This window comes from Sneathiella marina (genome assembly GCF_023746535.1).
Taxonomy (GTDB): Bacteria; Pseudomonadota; Alphaproteobacteria; order Sneathiellales; family Sneathiellaceae; genus Sneathiella; species Sneathiella marina.
This window is the reverse complement of record NZ_CP098747.1, coordinates 2,576,333-2,594,998: the sequence shown is the minus strand read 5'-3', so window position 1 is coordinate 2,594,998 and position 18,666 is coordinate 2,576,333. Positions and strand designations below refer to the sequence as shown.

The 18,666-nt window shown below is 51.7% G+C and carries 17 protein-coding genes; 7 read left to right on the top strand and 10 right to left on the bottom strand.

The window, feature by feature from the left end; translation table 11 throughout:
* The first annotated feature begins 34 nt into the window (after positions 1–34).
* Positions 35–3,217 carry a DUF3971 domain-containing protein gene (locus tag NBZ79_RS12355; protein WP_251932740.1) on the top strand — a complete coding sequence of 1,061 codons (3,183 nt, stop codon included), beginning with the start codon at positions 35–37 and terminating at the stop codon, positions 3,215–3,217.
* A gap of 10 nt (positions 3,218–3,227) precedes the next feature.
* Here NBZ79_RS12355 and tyrS read toward each other — a convergent pair whose 3' ends face one another.
* A complete protein-coding gene (gene tyrS, locus NBZ79_RS12350) occupies positions 3,228–4,481 on the bottom strand; it encodes a tyrosine--tRNA ligase (protein WP_251932739.1) in 1,254 nt (417 codons plus the stop codon).
* A gap of 84 nt (positions 4,482–4,565) precedes the next feature.
* Between tyrS and NBZ79_RS12345 the strand changes: the two genes are divergently transcribed.
* Positions 4,566–5,687, top strand: coding sequence for an anhydro-N-acetylmuramic acid kinase (locus NBZ79_RS12345; protein ID WP_251932738.1), 1,122 nt, complete (start codon positions 4,566–4,568; stop codon positions 5,685–5,687).
* Positions 5,688–5,690: 3 nt separating this feature from the next.
* Here the strand turns inward: NBZ79_RS12345 and NBZ79_RS12340 are convergent, their stop codons facing one another.
* Positions 5,691–6,344, bottom strand: a complete 654-nt coding sequence (locus NBZ79_RS12340; RefSeq protein ID WP_251932736.1) for an alpha/beta hydrolase — start codon at positions 6,342–6,344, stop codon at positions 5,691–5,693.
* Between the two features lie 214 nt (positions 6,345–6,558).
* Between NBZ79_RS12340 and cysE the strand changes: the two genes are divergently transcribed.
* The 4 genes from cysE (at position 6,559) to tenA (ending at position 9,613) form a co-directional block, all read left to right on the top strand.
* Positions 6,559–7,323, top strand: a complete 765-nt coding sequence (gene cysE, locus NBZ79_RS12335; RefSeq protein ID WP_251932735.1) for a serine O-acetyltransferase — start codon at positions 6,559–6,561, stop codon at positions 7,321–7,323.
* A gap of 64 nt (positions 7,324–7,387) precedes the next feature.
* The gene (locus NBZ79_RS12330) at positions 7,388–8,539 is read left to right on the top strand and encodes a cysteine desulfurase family protein (protein ID WP_251932734.1); all 1,152 of its coding nucleotides are present in this window, start codon (positions 7,388–7,390) and stop codon (positions 8,537–8,539) included.
* Positions 8,540–8,574: 35 nt separating this feature from the next.
* The gene (locus NBZ79_RS12325) at positions 8,575–8,904 is read left to right on the top strand and encodes a 2Fe-2S iron-sulfur cluster-binding protein (protein ID WP_251932733.1); all 330 of its coding nucleotides are present in this window, start codon (positions 8,575–8,577) and stop codon (positions 8,902–8,904) included.
* Between the two features lie 34 nt (positions 8,905–8,938).
* Positions 8,939–9,613, top strand: coding sequence for a thiaminase II (tenA, locus tag NBZ79_RS12320; protein WP_251932732.1), 675 nt, complete (start codon positions 8,939–8,941; stop codon positions 9,611–9,613).
* Positions 9,614–9,628: 15 nt separating this feature from the next.
* Here the strand turns inward: tenA and NBZ79_RS12315 are convergent, their stop codons facing one another.
* From NBZ79_RS12315 to NBZ79_RS12300, 4 genes are read right to left on the bottom strand one after another with little or no spacing between them, the layout of a single operon-like run.
* Positions 9,629–10,435: a phosphodiesterase gene (locus NBZ79_RS12315; protein ID WP_251932731.1), complete on the bottom strand. Its 807-nt coding sequence runs from the start codon at positions 10,433–10,435 to the stop codon at positions 9,629–9,631.
* 3 nt (positions 10,436–10,438) lie between these two features.
* Positions 10,439–11,755: an FAD-dependent oxidoreductase gene (locus NBZ79_RS12310; protein ID WP_251932730.1), complete on the bottom strand. Its 1,317-nt coding sequence runs from the start codon at positions 11,753–11,755 to the stop codon at positions 10,439–10,441.
* Positions 11,756–11,760: 5 nt separating this feature from the next.
* Complete coding sequence (gene paaX / locus NBZ79_RS12305) at positions 11,761–12,696, bottom strand: phenylacetic acid degradation operon negative regulatory protein PaaX (protein WP_251932729.1); 936 nt, start codon at positions 12,694–12,696, stop codon at positions 11,761–11,763.
* A gap of 16 nt (positions 12,697–12,712) precedes the next feature.
* Positions 12,713–14,071: an 8-oxoguanine deaminase gene (locus NBZ79_RS12300; protein WP_251932728.1), complete on the bottom strand. Its 1,359-nt coding sequence runs from the start codon at positions 14,069–14,071 to the stop codon at positions 12,713–12,715.
* Positions 14,072–14,251: 180 nt separating this feature from the next.
* On the opposite strand from NBZ79_RS12300, the gene NBZ79_RS12295 reads away from it, so the two are divergent.
* The gene (locus NBZ79_RS12295; protein WP_251932727.1) at positions 14,252–14,953 is read left to right on the top strand and encodes a Crp/Fnr family transcriptional regulator; all 702 of its coding nucleotides are present in this window, start codon (positions 14,252–14,254) and stop codon (positions 14,951–14,953) included.
* A gap of 7 nt (positions 14,954–14,960) precedes the next feature.
* On the opposite strand, the gene modC is transcribed toward NBZ79_RS12295, so the two are convergent.
* The 4 genes from modC to metC form a co-directional block, all read right to left on the bottom strand.
* Positions 14,961–16,028: a molybdenum ABC transporter ATP-binding protein gene (gene modC, locus NBZ79_RS12290; protein ID WP_251932726.1), complete on the bottom strand. Its 1,068-nt coding sequence runs from the start codon at positions 16,026–16,028 to the stop codon at positions 14,961–14,963.
* Positions 16,028–16,723, bottom strand: coding sequence for a molybdate ABC transporter permease subunit (gene modB, locus NBZ79_RS12285; protein ID WP_251932725.1), 696 nt, complete (start codon positions 16,721–16,723; stop codon positions 16,028–16,030). The genes modC and modB overlap by 1 nt, the downstream gene beginning before the upstream one ends.
* A complete protein-coding gene (gene hisI, locus NBZ79_RS12280; protein WP_251932724.1) occupies positions 16,720–17,121 on the bottom strand; it encodes a phosphoribosyl-AMP cyclohydrolase in 402 nt (133 codons plus the stop codon). Before hisI ends, modB begins: the two co-directional genes overlap by 4 nt.
* A gap of 102 nt (positions 17,122–17,223) precedes the next feature.
* A complete protein-coding gene (gene metC, locus NBZ79_RS12275; protein ID WP_251932723.1) occupies positions 17,224–18,399 on the bottom strand; it encodes a cystathionine beta-lyase in 1,176 nt (391 codons plus the stop codon).
* Positions 18,400–18,666: the final 267 nt, after the last annotated feature.

Sequence of the window (18,666 nt, the reverse complement as noted above, 5' to 3'; positions counted from 1 at the left end):
GGGCAGTAGCAACTAATATAGGCGCAAAAAGCAATTGGTAACAGCGACTTCTAAAATTTTTCTGCGCGTTATCCTGGGCACATTTGTTCTCGTCTTTATTGCGCTTTTGGCGGTGATCGCGGGATTGGCGAGAGGACCGGTTTCTCTCACCTATATCGCGCCTTATGTTGAACAGACACTGGTCGCGCAATATCCACTATTTAACCTCGCCTTCGGCAAGCTGGAACTGGAATGGAATGGCCGGGACAAGAATCTGGTTGTTGCCGTGGATGACCTGGTGATCAAGAAAAAGGGGCGACAAATTGCGACGATCCCGGATGTCGCTGTAACCTTTAGCGGAAAAGCCCTCCTGAAAGGGCAGGTCGCCCCGTCGGAACTTGAATTTACCGGCATGAGCATTCGCCTGACACGCACTAAAGAGGGCAGCATTGAATTCGGCTACCAATATGCCTTGATGAATGAAAGCCCTTCTCAGGTACCGGCGGAGGAGGTGCAGAAGCCCGAGTTCGACGAAGCCTCAAAGGAGGCGTTATTGGCTTTGCTGGATGAGTTAAGCTCGGCGCCGAACCCTTCCTCCCTTACCGGTTATCTCACACGGGTTGAACTCTACAATACGAAAATTTTCATAGAAGATGAACCGCTGGAGAAATTCTGGCAGGCCAGGAATGTTGATTTATTTGTCTGGCGGCAGGAAAATGGTTTGAGCGGTCAGGCGAACGGTGCCTTGAAGGTCGGGACAGAAAATGTCGATGTGATTGCTTTTGTGGACTATGACCGTCAGCTGAAGCGCGTGCAGCTGGATGGTAAAATTGAGGATGTCCCGCTTAAATTGTTGTCCGAACAATCTCCTGAACTTGCCGAATTGGCTGGGCTGGATATGTTGGTTTCCGGTCAGTTGCATATGGATTTGGACGAAACCTTTTCATTTCAGGATATTGATTTTGAAATTACCTCAGGTATCGGCTTTATTAACCGACCAGACCTGTATCATGAGCCCTTGCGAATTGACAATCTTCAGATTTCCGGCTCGGTTGACCAGGCCTTTAGGGAGGTCACTCTGGAAAAAGTTTCGGCGCTTACCCTGGGAACGACTGTTGATATGAGCGGTTCGATTGCCCTGGCGCAAGAGGGCATCGGCCTAAAACTATCCGGGGATGTCCGTAATCTGAAAACCAACGATCTTGGCCGTTTCTGGCCATATTCCATGGCAGTGGATGGATATAACTGGGTCACGGCGCGTATTCGGGACGGCGAGGTTCCATCGGCAACATTTGATGTAAATCTTCCCGCCGGTTCTTTAGAGTCGGGCGATATTCCTGCTGACGCTGTGACATTGAAATTCAAAATCGACGGGGCTTCGACAAATTATTTTCCGCCGCTTGACAAAGTGACGGATATCAAAGGGGATGCCGTCTTAACGGCAAGTGGTGTCATGTTGACAAACTTGACAGGCAAGCTTGGCGATATGAATGTCACCTCTGACAAAGTGCATATATTCGGCTTTGACAAAGAAACCCAGCGGGCCGATATCAATGTTCATGTGGAAGGCAAAAGCAAGGATATCTTTACATTCCTGGACCAGGACCCTCTGGGATTTGCGACCGAGTATGGCATTACTCTTGCTGAAATGACGGGAACGGGCGTTGTCGACGCTTCTTTCCAGTTTCCCTTGAAAGATGACCTGACAATGGAGCGGGTCGGCTATGAAGCCAAGGGAACGTTTAAGGATGCCTTTATTGCCGATGTTGTTGAAGACGTGAATTTGTCCGATGCCAATATGTTGGTTGAAGTGGATGCGACCGGTATTGATATTCAGGGTGTCGGCAAAATAAAGGGCGTTGAGTCGGTAATTGAAGCACAAAGCTGGTTTGATGGTGCCAAAGCCGGGTATCGATCCTATCATGTCAAACTTGATTTGGACGAGGCAGATAGGGAAGCGCTGGACATTGCCAATGATTATATTGGAGGCCTTGTTAAGCTTGATTTCACGATTGAAACCCGCCCTGATGGCTCCACAACAGGAAATTTTGCCGCTGATCTCACAGATACAGAGATTACGATGGAAGGCTTACGCTGGTCGAAAGAAATTTCCGTACCGGGCAACATAACAGCAAATATTAATTCCAAACCGGACGGGGATGTGAACCTGTCCGATGTCAAAATTGTGGCTGGTGGGTTAAAAGCAAATGGGAGTGCCGTCCTTCGCGATAACTCTGTCATCAGGATGGATGTTCCATCCCTAACCTTTGGATCCAATGACCTTGGGTTTATTTTCAAGGATGACGGGACGGATTTCATGGAAGTCGAGTTCAACGGCCGCCAATTTGATTTGCGCCCCTTTGTCGTTGGGACCTATGATTTCAACGAGGCAGATGTTGAGGGTTTGGCGTTAGACCGAAACCTCAGAATTTCAGGCCGTCTGGACAAGCTTTTGCTCGACGCAGATAAGTCGCTGAATAATATCCAGGCCGATATGGATATTGAAGGTAGTCTGATAATGACCGCTGACCTAACCGGAAAATTTGGCAATGGTTCAGACATCAGCTTTAAAATTGAGGATCGTTCAACCACGCGGCTGTTGAGCTTTGTCACCGATGACGCGGGCTCCTTGTTTGCAGGGTTGGACCTTTATGATGATTTGCGAGATGGGAAACTGACACTTAGTGCGGAAATTGATGACACCGTGGAAGGGCGCCCGGCAACAGGTACGGTTGATATTGAAAATGTACGGCTTGTTGATGCGCCGGTGCTTGGCAAGGTCCTGACCTTGGGATCGCTAGGTGGTATTGTCGATTTGCTCAATGGGGATGGCATCGTGTTTGCGACAATCGAAGGCCCCTTCACCTACGAAAATGGAATATTGACCACAAAGGATCTTCGAGCCGTCGGTTCGATCGGCATTACGGTCACCGGAAAAATTAGCCAGCCAAAAGGTACCATAGATGCTTTTGGCACGGTAATCCCATCTTATACGCTTAATTCTGCTCTTGGTAATATTCCCATTTTAGGCACATTGCTGGTCGGTAAAAAAGGGGAGGGGATCTTCGGCTTTTCCTATAAGGTGACGGGCGGTTTGGAAGACCCTGATGTCAGTGTAAATGCCGTTTCAGCATTAGCGCCGGGTATTTTACGCCGCATGTTTTTTGAGCCCTGGGATCAAACCGATATTGTCCCGCCAGACAATATCGGTGGAAAAAATAATAGTGTTGATCCGTGACCCGGAATTTCTAGGCCGGGATTACCAGATGATGACGTTTTTTACCCGCTGAAAGCTTGAGCCGGCCCGAACTGTCCAGATGGATGTCTGTCAGCAGCAGTTTTTCATCGCTTATTTTCTCGTCATTCAGGCGGGCGCCGCCGCCCTTGATTAGCTTGCGTGCTTCGGAGCTTGAGCTGCATAATCCGGTTTTTTGGAACAGGATAAACGCTGGAATTCCCTGCTTTAATTCTGCTGACGGAATTTCCAGAGTTGGTAGCCCTTCCGAGGTTTCCCCGGCTTCAAACGTCTGGCGGGCGGTTTCTGCAGCGGCCTTTGCGGCCTCTTCACCATGGGCCATGGTTGTACAGGCGTCAGCCAGAATTTTTTTGGCGTCGTTAAGGTCCTGCCCCTGAAGGGCTTCCAGCCGGGATATTTCGTCGAGCGGGATTTCGGTAAAGAGCTTCAAGAAGCGCCCGACATCCGCATCCTCCGTATTCCGCCAATATTGCCAGTAATCATAGGCTGACAGCATATCTTCGTTCAACCAAACAGCACCGCCAGCCGTCTTGCCCATTTTAACGCCGGATGCGGTGGATAAAAGTGGCGACGTCAGTCCGAACAGGTTGAAGCCGTTGGTGCGACGACCCAGTTCCACGCCATTGACAATGTTTCCCCATTGGTCAGAGCCACCGATTTGTACCTGACAATTGTAATTTTTCTTTAACTCAACGAAGTCATATGCCTGCAGGATCATGTAGTTGAATTCCAGAAAGCTCATGGATTCTTCGCGGTCCAGGCGCAGTTTGACGCTTTCAAAAGACAACATGCGGTTGATGGAAAAATGCCGACCATATTCCCGTAAAAACGGAATATATTCCAGCTTGTCGAGCCAGTCCGCATTATTGACCATAATTGCATCTGTTGGGCCATCGCCGAAAGTCAGAAACTTCTCAAACACCCTTTTAATGCCGTTCATGTTTTTTTCGATGATTTCGTCCGTGATAATGGGGCGGCTTTCATCGCGGCCCGTGGGATCACCGACTTTCGTCGTTCCGCCGCCCATCAGGACGATGGGCTTATGGCCGCTTTTCTGCAGCCAGCGCAAAATCATGATCTGCATCAAACTTCCCACATGCAGGCTTGTCGCGGTGCAGTCAAAACCGATATAGACAGGCACAATGCCGTCATCAAAGGCTTTATCCAAAGCCTCGATATCTGTACATTGATGAAGGTATCCGCGTTCGGTAAACACGTTCAGGAATTGCGAGCTTAAATCTGTCATTGGAAATTAATCTGTTTCTAGTAGGTTGGATGCGAGCACTCCTTTAGCACATAAGGGAACCTAATTTAAAGGGCAGGATTGGAAATGGCGCAGAATTGGCAAGATAACGGTTCAAATCATTCCTTCACGGTGATCGGATTGATGAGCGGAACCTCTCTGGATGGGATAGACGCCGCGCTGATCAAAACAGATGGTGTTCAGGTATTTGAGCACGGGCCCGTCTGCTCAACGACATATGAAACGGAATTTCGCGACAAGCTGCGCACCTGTCTGGGACAGCAAACGGCATCTGCGGATCTGATTGCGGACTTTACACGGATACAGAGCGATATTGTACAGGATCTGCTAGCCCGCAACGGGTTGACGCCGGCGGATATCAATCTCATCGGATTTCATGGGCAGACCATATTTCATGACCCGGCGAATAGAATAACCGTGCAAATCGGGGATGGCCAGTTGATGGCGGACCTGACGGGAATTGATACCATTGCCGGCTTTCGAGTGGAAGATGTGGCCGCCGGCGGTGAAGGCGCCCCGTTCGCACCGCTCTATCATCAGGCGTTATCCCGCGGGCTTGACGGGCCGCTGGCCGTTCTCAATTTAGGGGGGGTCGGAAACGTAACCTACATAGAGGGCGATACCGTTCTCGCCTTTGATACCGGGCCCGCAAATGCATTGGTGGATGATTGGGTGCTTCGGCATACCGGCCGGACATATGATGAAGATGGGAGACTGGCTGCGACAGGGACAGTCAATATGCAGGTGCTTGAGCAGTTGATGGACCATCCTTATTTTGACATTGCCCCTCCGAAAAGCCTGGATCGGGACCAGTTCCCGACGGCTGCTGTGCAGGGTCTTTCTTTGGAAGATGGCGCAGCCACTTTGCTGCGCTTCACCAGCGAAAGCATCAGAAAGTCACTGGCTCATTTACCCGCACCGCCCAAGCGCTGGTTACTGACGGGAGGCGGCCGAAAAAACCCCGAGCTTATCCGCCTGATTTCAGAAGCTGTCGCTGCGCCGGTTGGCCCGGTTGAGGATGTTGGCTGGCGCGGAGATGACCTGGAAGCCGAAGCCTTTGCCTTTCTCGCTGTTCGAAGCTTGAAAGGATTGCCACTCAGTCTGCCAACCACAACCGGTGTGCCCAAACCGATGACCGGCGGAACGCTGTATGCCGCCTCGTCATCTCGCCTGAGCTCCGCCGGATAGCCTTTATTCTTCGTCTCCGCCATGCAGGCGCATATCAAGGTAGCCGTCAACGGATTGCATCAAGGCATCATGGCTGTTTTCGAAAAAATGATCCGCATTGGGAATTTCGTCATGATGAATGACAATGCCTTTTTGAGACTGTAGTTTTTCGACAAGCTTCAATGTATCGCTTTGCGGGACAAGCACGTCTTTCTCACCATGAATGATGATACCCGATGACGGGCAGGGCGCCAGAAACGAGAAGTCGTACATATTGGCTGGCGGTGCGACGGAAATGAAGCCGGCAACTTCGGGGCGCCGCATCAACAGCTGCATGGAGATCCAGGCACCAAAGGAAAAGCCGGCGATCCAGACAGCGGGCGCATTCGGATTATGGGTCTGCATCCAGTCAAGTGCTGAGGCTGCATCTGACAATTCGCCAATGCCGCTGTCATAATCACCCTGACTACGGCCAACACCGCGGAAATTAAACCGAAGAACGGAAAATCCCCGTCTTTTGAACGTCGTAAACAGGTGATAGACAACCTTGTTATTCATCGCTCCGCCATATTGCGGATGAGGATGTAAAACCAGTGCAAGTGGGGCATTGGTAATTTCCGAATGATGATAGCGCCCTTCAAGGCGGCCTTCTGGTCCATTAAAAATTACGTCAGGCATTATTCGTATTATTCCTAAATCTGGGCCGGCATACCGACCAAAAAATTCTAATTCTGTTGCATCTGTACCGGTATAGTGTTGAAATGCCAGCTACAATTGTCTTTCGGTCCTTGACTGGACGTGTGAAATACATATATCTCGTAGTTAAGGGCGCTATAAACAACCTCCGATGATTTCCGCATCAAGTGCGGCACAATACAGAAGGTATAGGTAAATGTTCAAGCATATAAGCGAAGAAATTACCTGCGTTATGGAGCGGGACCCCGCAGCGCGGAGCAGATTCGAAGTCGCGTTGCTCTATCCAGGCTTCCATTCTATCGTCAGCCACCGGATAGCGCATTGGCTCTGGTCCCGAAAATGGCGCATAACTGCGCGGTTTCTCTCGCAGTTTAGCCGTTTTATAACCGGCATTGAAATTCATCCCGGTGCCCGCATCGGCCGGAAGTTCTTTATGGACCATGGCACGGGCATCGTTGTCGGTGAGACTGCTGAAATTGGCGATAATGTCACATTATACCAGGGGGTCACCCTTGGCGGCGTGGCGCCGTCGATCGATTCAGATTCGCAACGGGGCGTAAAACGTCATCCCACATTGAACGATAACGTTATTATTGCCTCCGGCGCTCAGATCATCGGACCGATCACCGTCGGCAATTGCGCGCGGGTTGGTGCGAATTCCGTTGTCTTGAAAGATGTACCCGAGCGGACAACGGTTGTCGGCATACCCGCCCGTGCCGTCAGCGCGTCGAAAAAAGTACGAGAAGATGCGAAGTTTGCGGCATATGGTGTCGGAACACATGATTTGCCGGATCCGGTCTTTAAGGTCATGGATGGCTTGTTGGATAAAGTACAATCGCTGTCGATGCGGGTGGAAGAACTGGAACGCGAAAATGGTTCTGCGCCGGAAACGACGCTTCCGCTGGAAGGAAAGAAACCGTCTGAAAAATCGACGGCACCGGATCGAAAAAGCGAACTTTAATATCTCTTCTGCAGGACAGGAGTAAGGCCTTGCCGCAACCATCGGCAGGGCCTATTTTATGGGCATGACTAATATAATCTATCTTGATTTCAATGCGACAGCGCCGATCCGGCCCGAAGTTATCGCCGCGATGGTGGCAACCATGGAAGAGGGGGGCAATCCATCTTCCGTCCATCAGCAGGGGCGCTCTTCGCGCAATAAAGTGGAAGAGGCACGGCGGCAGATCGCCGGGCTGATCAATTGTAAAGCGCCCGAAATCATCTTCACCTCTGGCGGTACGGAAGCAAATAATTTCGCCCTGTCCGGATTGCCCAACCGGCAGCTCATGATCTCGGCCACCGAACATGACTCAATTTTGTCGGTTGCCTTGGCGCATGAGCCTGTTGTTGTTCGGGTGGACCATAATGGACTTGCAGACCTGTCTGATCTGGAAGCGCAATTACAGGCGGCATCGGCACCGGTACTGGTTTCTGTCATGATGGCCAATAATGAAACCGGCGTTATCCAGCCGGTTAAGGAAATCGCCCAAATTGTTCACCGATATGAAGCCCTTTTACATTGTGACGCCATTCAGGCCGTTGCCAAGATCCCCGTTGATTTTAAAGACCTTGGCGTTGATATGATGTCAATCTCCGCTCATAAATTCGGTGGCCCCCAGGGAATGGGGGCGCTGGTCTTACGTGAGGGGGTGGCCATCGAGCCCGTAGTTAAAGGGGGCGGGCAGGAGTTGGGACGGCGGGCCGGAACAGAAAATGTCGCCGGAATTGTCGGATTTGGGGTAGCCGCCGCGCTGGCCGACGCGCGGCTTGCTGAACAGGATAACGTGCGGCAGCTACGCGATGGTCTGGAACGCGCGATTAACGATGTCTCGCCCGGGGCCGTGATTTATGGGGCCGATGTTCCGCGGTTACCCAACACGGTTTCTGTCTCCATGCCCGGCGTCCCGTCGGAGCTACAGGTGATGAACTTTGATCTGGCCGGTGTCGCGGTGAGCGCGGGCTCTGCCTGTTCATCGGGCAAGGTCAAGGCCAGCCACGTCCTGATGGCCATGGGCGTGCCCGAAGGCGAAGCCGGAACAGCAATCCGCATCAGTCTTGGCCCGACAACGGCCCAATCAGATATTGATGCCCTGTTAAAATGCTGGACTGCCTTATTTCAGCGAAAATCAACTGATTATATACCCTTAGAGCTGGACAGCGAACAATCAGCACGATAGGTAAAATAGGTGGATTAATCAGGAGCCAATATTTTATGCCCAAGATGACTTTTATTAAGCCCGATGGCAGCAAGCTGGAAGTGGAGGCGCCTTTGGGCATGTCCATTTTAGAAATCGCCCATCGGAATAAACTTGATCTGGAAGGGGCATGTGAAGGCAGTCTCGCGTGTTCGACATGTCATATTATTGTTGATGAAGAAGATTTTGACCGCTTGCCGGATGCAGATGACGACGAGGAGGATATGCTGGACCTGGCCTATGGCCTGACGCGGACCTCCCGGCTTGGCTGCCAAATTCGGATTACCGAAGAACTTGACGGCCTTGTCGTTAATCTACCCAGCGGCTCGAACAACCTGCTTCTCTAGTTAAACCCACTCCCTCTCCGCAAGGCGTAACGTTATGATAAAAAACGGTATTTTCGATCGATTGAAATCAGAAAATCAGGACGTATGGCACGCCTATACCCATCATGAATTTATTGCTGCCCTGCAACGCGGGGATTTGCCAAAAGAGATGTTTCAATATTACCTGAAACAGGATTATGTCTTTTTAATCCATTTCGCGCGCGCGTATGCGCTGGCGATTTTCAAATCCCATTCCCTAGCAGAGATGCGGACCGTGTCCGAAACCCTGCATGGTTTGATCAATGTGGAAATGGATATGCATATTTCCTATTGCAAGGAGTGGGGTATCGACGTTGAGACGCTGGAACATGTGGAGGAAGCGCAGGAGAATCTAGCCTACACCCGTTATGTGCTGGACCGGGGAATGGCCGGGGATGTGTTCGATTTGTTGATCGCGCTCAGTCCATGCGTCATTGGCTATGGCGAGATTGGCGCGCGGTTGAAAGCCTCCCCGGAGACGGTGGTGGAGGGCAACCCCTATATGTCCTGGATCGACATGTATGCCAGCGACGATTATCAGGAAGTGGTCAAGAATACGCAGGCCCATCTTAATGAGCTGTCCGCCAGATATATGACAGACCAGCGAGCACCGCAAATTTCCAAGATTTTTCGCGACGCAACCCGGTTGGAAGTTGGATTCTGGCAAATGGGTCTGGATTATCGGGGGTAGGCGAGACCGGCTTGTTTACTGAACGCCACTTTTCATTTTCCAGACGGCGGGGTAGTTTTTCACATAGTCATTATGGGTGACCAGGCCGTCCTCCTCCGTCCAGTAATGCAGCAAAAGCTCCGGTGGCTCCTTCACTGTTTCCAGCTCATTCGTCTCCCCCAGAAGCAGATTGATCTGATGGGAAGTGGAGGGACAGGTTTGCGCCAATGTGCCTTTATACAGGGTCTGGGTTGCCCGATGCAGATGGCCACATAGAATACGTTCAATATTGCTGTGACGGGAAACAACCTCGCCAAAGGCGTCGGCATCGATCAAGTTCATGTCATCCATGGTGACCAGGCCGGTTCTGAACGGCGGATGATGCATGAAAATCAGGGCGTTTCGATCCGTGCAGGCTTGCAGTTCGGCATCAAGCCAGGCTAGTTGGGCATCGCCCAGCTGACCTTGCGATTTACCGGGTAAGTTGGTGTCCAGTGCAATAAGTTTCAGCGGCCCGTCATTGATGGCATAACAGAGGGGACCTGTGGCTGGAAGATAGTCATGATCAGGAAAAACAGAGCGCAGGTTGTCACAGTCGTCATGATTCCCGGCCATAAGATACACCGGCATGCCGAGCGGTGATATCAGCTCCCGCAGCAACTCATATTCTTTAACTTTCCCGCAGTTCACCAGATCTCCCGTCATAAAAACCATATCTGGCTTATTGACCGTTATGTTGAGATGCCGGACAGCTTCCGCCAGTCGGTCAGCGGTCTGATACAGCTCCGCCATCGGATCGTCAGGTAATACCACATGCATATCTGTAATCTGGGCAATCAGCATGGGTTAGCTGCCTTCCTTCAGCAGAGACAGCATATCGCGGGTCCGGACAAATTTCCGGCGCGGGGATTGATCGCCCGCCCGGTCGATTTCGGCTGCGTTTATTTTCTTCCAGTCGTCAAACGACACGGCCCGGATATTTCTGTCCTGACACCATTGGTCCAGACCTGCAGGACCGGCTTTGTCCGGATTTCCGCCCGTGTCAAAATCACCAAGAATTCTATCGACCACATTCTGGCTATCAATCCGGTTCGTCCCGATGGTACCCGACGGGCCGCGCTTCGCCCAACCGACCACATACAGGCCATCGGCAATGCAGCCTTCGTCATTTTTTACAATGCCTTTCTCAACGGGCAGCCCTTCGAGGATACCCATTTCATAGCCGATACAGGAGACAAGAAGCTGACAGTCGATATCATAGGTTTCTCCGGTCCCCACGGCCTTGCCGTCGACAATTTCATTGCGTTCGAAGCGGACACCGGTAATGGATGTATCGCCCATGACCTCAATGGGGCTTGCCAGAAAGTCCAGATGAACTGACCGGCCCTTAATGCCGGGGCCGATTTGTTCGAAACTCCGGAGTAAGTCCAGATTGGTGTTCACAACCTTGGTTTCTTTTTTATCCTCGGAGATGAATTCCTCCGGCAGGTTTGTTTTGTCCGTATAGGTCTTAGCTGATGTGAGGTCGCCAAATTCGCTTAATTCCTTCGACGAGAACTGAGCATTTTCCGGTGCCCGGCGGCCAACCACATGAACGGACTGCAGCGGACTATTGAAAATCTCTGTGGCGGCATGGTCGGCAAGATCGGAATGGGCCATCTCTTCCTCTGTTCGCATCAGGATACGGGCGGCATCAAGGGCGACATTTCCATTTCCGATAACAACGGCTGTTGTGATGTCCAGGTTAGGGACAGCGTCCCGATACTCGGGATGGCCGTTATACCAGTAAACAAAAGTCTGAGCGCCAAAGACGCCATCCTTGTCTTCTCCGGGAATGCCTAGATTTCGATCTTTCGGCGTCCCGGTTGCAATAATAACGACATCGTACAGATCCCGTAATTTATCAAGAGGAATATCGTCGCCAAGGCCGATATTTCCGACAAACCGGACATTGTCATTTTCCATGACCTTGTCATAGGCCCGGGTAACATTCTTGGTTGTCTGGTGATCGGGGGCCACTCCTGCCCGGACCAACCCGTAGGGCGTGGCCAGTTTATCGACGATATCTATAACACTTTCCGGGTTTTTCTTTACGATTGCCCCTGCGGCGTACATTCCTGCCGGACCGGATCCGACAATAACAATCTTTAAGCCTGCTACCATCTCTACTACTCGTTTACCGTTTTCAGGCCGCCGAAGCGGGCTTTAAATTCTTCTGACGCGGGAGGCAATCTCCCAGTGGAATTTTCCAGCACATTCAACAAATGCCTTTCGGCGCCCTCCCAGACCTGTTGATAAATCTGCTGAAACAAAGCCCGTGCCTGATTTCCATTCCATCCATCAGGCAGCAGTTTTGCTGGCAGCATCGGATCCCGTAACAGAACGCGACGATAATCATGCACCAGAAGGCTCCTAATAATGAAACATTTTTTTTCGTCGATGGCAGGTTTCTGTTCTTTCAGTGATAAAAATCCTGTGAACCGGTCAATGAACTGCTGGTAATCCGCTTCCAGGGTTTCCAAATTCCAACCCTTGCGGACCAGTGCATCCGGTGCGCCAAATTGTGATTGCGGGAGGCTGCTGCCATATAAAAGGGTTGCCCGTTCCTTCAATCCCAGATCGCTGAGCACGGATTCCACCGACGGCAGGGATATAGTCGGATGGGCGAAGATACCGGCCCCGAGGCTGCCAAAGCCAAGCCATCCAAGCTCTGTCTGCAATTGCCGCCTGTCTTTTTCGCTCATGTCACGCCGGGCGGCGAAGACCAAAACCCATTTTTCATTCCACGGCATGTCTTCAGCTGCGTAGATACGATGGGTGGCTTCGGCAAAACGGTGACGGCCATTTTCTGTCAGGCTGTAGAAACTCTTGCGGCCCTGTTGTTCGGACGACAGAAGCTGATCCTTTTGCAGGCGGAATACCGCAGTCCTGACCATTCGGTCGTTAAGCCCGAGCGGTTCGACAAGATTGATCAAACTCCGCAGCCAGACGGTCCCGCCATGGGGGGCGACGCAATCGCCCCATACTGTCACCAGAAGGGATTTCGCCTTTAAATCGAGATTTTCGAACAAGAAGTCGAGCTGCTTGTCCATATCATTCTTCACATTATCACCTGTCCGGTTACGCGCTACCCGCCTGCAACTTCAATCCCAGTTGGTGATGATGATGCATAAGCTCCGCCATATCAAGATCTGGTATTTCTCCCTGCTGCACACGCCAGTCACCGGCGATCATCAAGGCATCCACCTGATGCGCCCCGCACAGGATCAAGGCGGCAAGGGGATCACCGGAGCCGGAAAACCGCGGCTCATCCAGTTTGAACAAGGCAAGGTCGGCTTGTTTGCCGACTTCAAGCTTTCCAATATCGGTGCGACCCAGGCATCGGGCAGATCCTTCCGTGGCCCAACGAAAAGCGGAATGATGCGTGATCTCGCTGGCCTTGTAGCGCAGACGTTGCAGTAACAAGGCCTGCCGGACTTCCTGAATCATGTTTGATCCGTCATTGGAGGCGGATCCGTCAACACCAAGACCAATGGGGGATCCCGCTCGCTCCAGCTCCAGTGTTCTGGCGATGCCGGAAGACAGGATCATATTCGACGACGGGCAATGGGCGATACCGACCCCGGCTTTACCAAGGCGACTGATTTCCTCATCATTGAAATGAATACCATGGGCAAGCCAGACATCCCCGGCCAGCCATCCGACATCTTCCAGATAATCCACCGGACGGCGGCCAAACATGGACAGGCAAAAATCTGTCTCATCATGGGTTTCTGCCAGATGGGTATGCAACCTGACACCGAATTTCCGGGCCAGCAAAGCGGAAGATTTCATCAAGTCCGTGCTGACCGAAAACGGCGAGCACGGGGCGAGGGCGATTTGCACCATGGCGCCGCTGTTGGGGTCATGATAGAGATTTATTAATCGTTCGCTGTCATCCAGAATAACATCCTCATCCTGTACCGTTGATTGCGGCGGCAGGCCGCCCTGATCCACCCCCAGGCTCATGGACCCACGGGTCAAGTGAACCCGGACCCCCAGCATCTTCGCCTGCGCGACCTGAATATCGATGGCATCGGGTAGGGCTTTTGGAAACAGATAGTGATGGTCGGACGCCGTCGTGCATCCCGAGAGCATGGATTCTGCCAATGCCAGGGTGGAGGCCTGACGCATCATGTCCCCGTCCAGTTCGGCCCAAAGCGGATAGAGTGATTTCAGCCAGGGAAAAAGCGGCTTGTTGATGGCGACCGGGCAGGCCCGTGTCAGGGTCTGGTAAAAATGATGATGGACATTGATAAGACCCGGCAATACCACATGTGAAGAGGCATCAAAAACTGTCAACCGGTCTGCAGGATCAACGGTCGGAGAGGCCCCGGCACGGAGCAGTTCAACGATTTCCTGATCCTTGATGACAATGCCGCCCGTGGCATTGTCCGCAAGAATTGCCAGCGGATTTTTTATCCAGGTTAAATGTGCCAAGCCCGTTCCTTATTCATGAAGATTTCTCGTTCAATTATCTTATCTTTTTTTCACTCCGGGAAGGAAATTTTTCTGTCAAATCAAATCTTTATTGCTCTTGGGCCGTTCTCTCCGTAATCTGCGACAACAAAAATACCATGTTCCGTTCGCAAAAGTCAGTTGGATCAGATAAAATACGTTATGCAAAATCTTGATAACATAGAACTTTTCAAAGACCTGTCGCCCGAGGATCGAACCGCCCTTGGTGCCAAATGCGTCTGGCGGGTCTTTCAAAACGCAGAACAGATTCTCGAGCGCTCGACGGAAAGCCGTGACGTATTCTTCGTGGCTGAAGGCAGCGTCAATATTGTCAATTTCGGTGTGACCGGCCGGGAAGTTGCTTATGCAACAGTTGAAGCCGGCCATTATTTCGGAGAGCTTTCAGCCATCGACGGACGACCACGGTCGGCCAACGTTATCGCTCGCTCCAAATGTCTAGTGGCGTCGTTAAGCCCTGAAAATTTCAAAGAGTTGTTGATGACCCATCCGGATATCATGATGGCTGTGCTGCAGCGACTTGCCCGGATTATCCGGGTCAATGATGACCGTATTCTGGATTTGTCCACGTTGGGCGCCGTACAGCGGGTCTGCCAGGAACTGATCCGGATGGCGGAACCTGATCCTGTCACGCCAGACTCCTGGATCATTTATCCCATGCCCACACAAAGCGTGATTGCCAGCCGTGTCTCAACGACGCGGGAAACCGTGGCACGGGTTCTTGGCCAGCTTACTCAGGAAGCCATGGTTCTGAAAAAAGGGAAAAGCCTTTATCTGAAGGATCGAACGGCGATCGAAGACTATATCAATACGCTTGCCATGACATCCGGGCAGGGATCAAAATAAGTCGGTGTCAGGCGCTGATGGTAACGGATTTGACCAATGCCCAAAGGGAACACCCAACCGTAAGGTTCAGCTGCTCATAGGATTGGCGGGTAATCCGTGCGGTGAGGGGGAAGCCGACATCCAAAAGTAACTCTTCCATCCCGTCCGCACCGGAACGATGGTCGCTTAACGTCCCCTTAAACCGATTAAGGATTGATATGTCAGACGGCTCCGACATTGATATGGCCACGTCGCGGGCGCGAATACGCAATCGTAATTTCGCCCCAACCGCAGTTTTGCATCCGGGAATAAACAAACGCCCGCCTGCGGTTTCCAGTTCCGACATCTGATAGGTTGTATCATGTCGGGCAACCGTGGCTGTCACGACGGATCCAGCATCATATCCACCACTAAAGGGGAACAGGTCCAACCTGTTCAGCGTTTCCTCCAGGGGGCCAAATCCCTTGATCTCACCCTTGTCGATCAGAACCAGGCTGTCCGCCAGCCGGCTGATTTCTGATATTGAATGAGAGATATACAATATTGTCGGATTCAATTCTCGTTTCAGAGTTTCCAGAAGCTGCAGGATTTCATTCTTGCGGGCATCATCAAGGCTGGACAGTGGCTCGTCCATGACCAAAATGCGGGGGTTGCTCAAAAGGGCGCGGGCAACTGCCACCCGTTGCTGCTCACCGCCAGACAGGGTGTTAGGTCGCCTGTCCAAAACCTGCCTCAAGTCAAGCAGCGAGACAATTTCGTCGAACTTAAAGGTTGGCGTTCCATCTCGCCGCCGCCGGGAGCCATATTTCAGGTTGCCGCGGACCGTATAATGCGGAAATAATCTATGCTCTTGAAAAACAAAGCCTATTTCCCGTTTATAAGCAGCGGTATTGAGGCGCGAGCTGGAGTCAAAAACCATGTGCCCGTCGATGGCGATATGGCCTTCCGAGGGGGCCAACATTCCGCCCAGCATTTTACCGATGGTGGATTTCCCGGCGCCGGAGGGGCCAAACAAGGCGGTAATGCCCGGACCAGCCGAGAAGGTCGCATCAAGATTGAAGCTATCGAATTGCTTTTTCAGATGAACGTCCAGCATTAATCCCGTACTCCCAACTTTCTAAGAGAACGATGCGCCAGCCATTCGGAAAGGGCGATGGCGGCAAAGGCCAGGAGAACGGAGATTATGACCAGACGCATGACGGCGTCCTCACTATGGGGGACTTGCAGCAAGGAATAAATGGCGAGCGGCAGGGTCCGGGTTTCACCGGGAATATTGGAGACAAAGGTAATGGTTGCCCCAAATTCACCCAAGGCCCGGGCAAAGCCGAGAATAGCACCGGCGAAAATTCCGGGAAGCGCAAGCGGAAGCGTTATGGACAGGAACACAAATAATGGCGACCGGCCGAGGGTTTGGGCGGCGACTTCCAAATTTTGATCAATGGCTTCAATCCCCTGCCGGATCGTCCGTACCATTAATGGAAAAGACATGACAGCGGTTGCCACCACAACACCTTTCCAGTTAAATATCAACGAGATATCAAATGTTTCTAAGAGCCAGCTTCCGATTAAGCCGCGGCGACCCAGGGTAATCAGCAAAAAATAGCCGACGACCACGGGCGGCAGGACAATGGGCAAATGGACAAGGGCATTCAAGACCGTCTTTCCATAGAAATCCCGGCGGGCGAGGACCCAAGCCAGAGCAATGGCGGGAAGCAGGGTTACCAGCACGCACCAGATGGCGACTTTCAAGGAAAGCTGGATAACATCCCATTCTTCCGCAGACAGCATCATGACGGGTCTGCCGGCTTTCCGTACATATCTTCCGGGGAGACCATAACGTCAGCAATTACCTCACTTTTTCCGTCTTTAAAGGAGGTAAAAAAGCAATTATGCCGGCCCGTGTGGCAGGCGACGCCGGTTTGATCGACAAGCAGCAATATTGTATCGCCATCACAATCAACGCGAAAATCCACCAGTTTCTGAACATGACCGGAGCTTTCCCCTTTACGCCACAAAGCAGCGCGGGAGCGGGACCAATAGCATACCCGGCCCGATTCCAGGGTTTCCGTGACGGCATCCGCGTTCATCCAGGCCATCATCAACACTTCACCGCTATCATGCTGTTGGGCGATCGCCGGGACAAGTCCGGCTTTATCGAAGCTGATTTGACGTAATAGATCTGCGTTCATGCGCGTGTCCTAAATTTCAAAAAGGTCATAATCCGGATGCGATTCAACCTGTTAACCCTATTCCTTATCTCAGTTTCTCAACAGCGATTCGCTTTTAATACACTATTTTGCTGTATTTAGCCTGTCAAAACCCGCGCTTAAATCGCCAATCAGGTCATCAACAGCTTCCAATCCGATATGGAAACGAAGAAGAGGGTTGGTATTATCCCAGTGGGTTGCCGTCCGGTATGACGTCGGATCTGCCAAGACCACCAGACTCTCATATCCGCCCCAAGAATAGCCCATTCCGAACAATTCAAGATCGTCGATAAAGGCGGCAATGGCGTCTTTTGAAACGGCATTCAAACGGAGCGAAAACAAGCCAGAAGCGCCAAGAAAATCCCGCTTCCAAATGTCATGTCCCGGATGATCTGGCAGGGCAGGATGCAGGACGGAGTGAACTTCCGGCCGGCCCTTTAGCCACTCAGCGATGGCAATACCACTTTCCATATGCTGCTTCAATCGAACGGACAAAGTACGGATCCCGCGCTGCGCCAGATAGACATCATCGGGCCCAGCAGTTTGACCGAATGCCCCGGCGCTCGCTTCCAGTGCTGGCCAGCATTCTTTCGTCGCCGTTACAGTTCCGATCATCACGTCAGAATGGCCAACCACATACTTTGTGCCTGCTTGAATAGAGACATCAACACCCAGATCGAAGGGCTTGCAAAACAGCGGTGACGCCCAGGTATTATCCATCATAACCACCAGCCCTTTGCCATGAGCAACTTCCGTTAACGTAGGGATGTCCTGCATTTCGAAGGTCTGTGAGCCTGGTGCCTCCACATATAGAACAGTTGTATTAGGCTGGATCAGATCCGCTATTCCGGCGCCAATTAACGGATCATAGTAGGTTACCTCGACACCGAAGCGGCGCAGGACGGTATCGCAGAAGGAGCGGCTTGGCCCATAGACACTATCTGTAATCAGAAGATGATCGCCGGTTTTCAAAAAGGCCATCATGGCGTTAGAACAGGCCGCGAGGCCGGACGGGAAAACCTGGCATCTGTACCCCCCTTCGAGGGCGGTAATCGCATCTTCCAAGGACCAGGTTGTCGGGGTGCCCTTGCGGCCATAGGAGACGACCCGTTCACCTGCTGCGCGGGCGGCATGGGTTTTTTGCAAAGCTTCCAAAGAGGGATAAAGAATCGTCGACGCATGATAGACAGGGGCGTTCACGACACCAAAATTTCCTTCCGGATCCCGGCCCGCCGTCACCAGCTTGGTCTCGTCTCTCATTCGTTCTGTCTCCTTATGGTTATTGTCCAGTTATTGGTAGTTGCATATAGGAAGGCGGGAGAAGTTAAAAGGGCAAAATTTGAGGTACCGAAGAAGCTGTTTTGGCAAAAAATTGAATTCTGTAAAATTTTTCCGTTGACGATCTAGCCAGAAATACTATCGTCATTTTTGAAGAAAGTCAGGAAAGTTCAATTATGATTTTCAGTTTTTTTCACCTAAATGTCCAAATATAAGGGCATGTGAAAAAGTACTCATGATTAAAGGGTG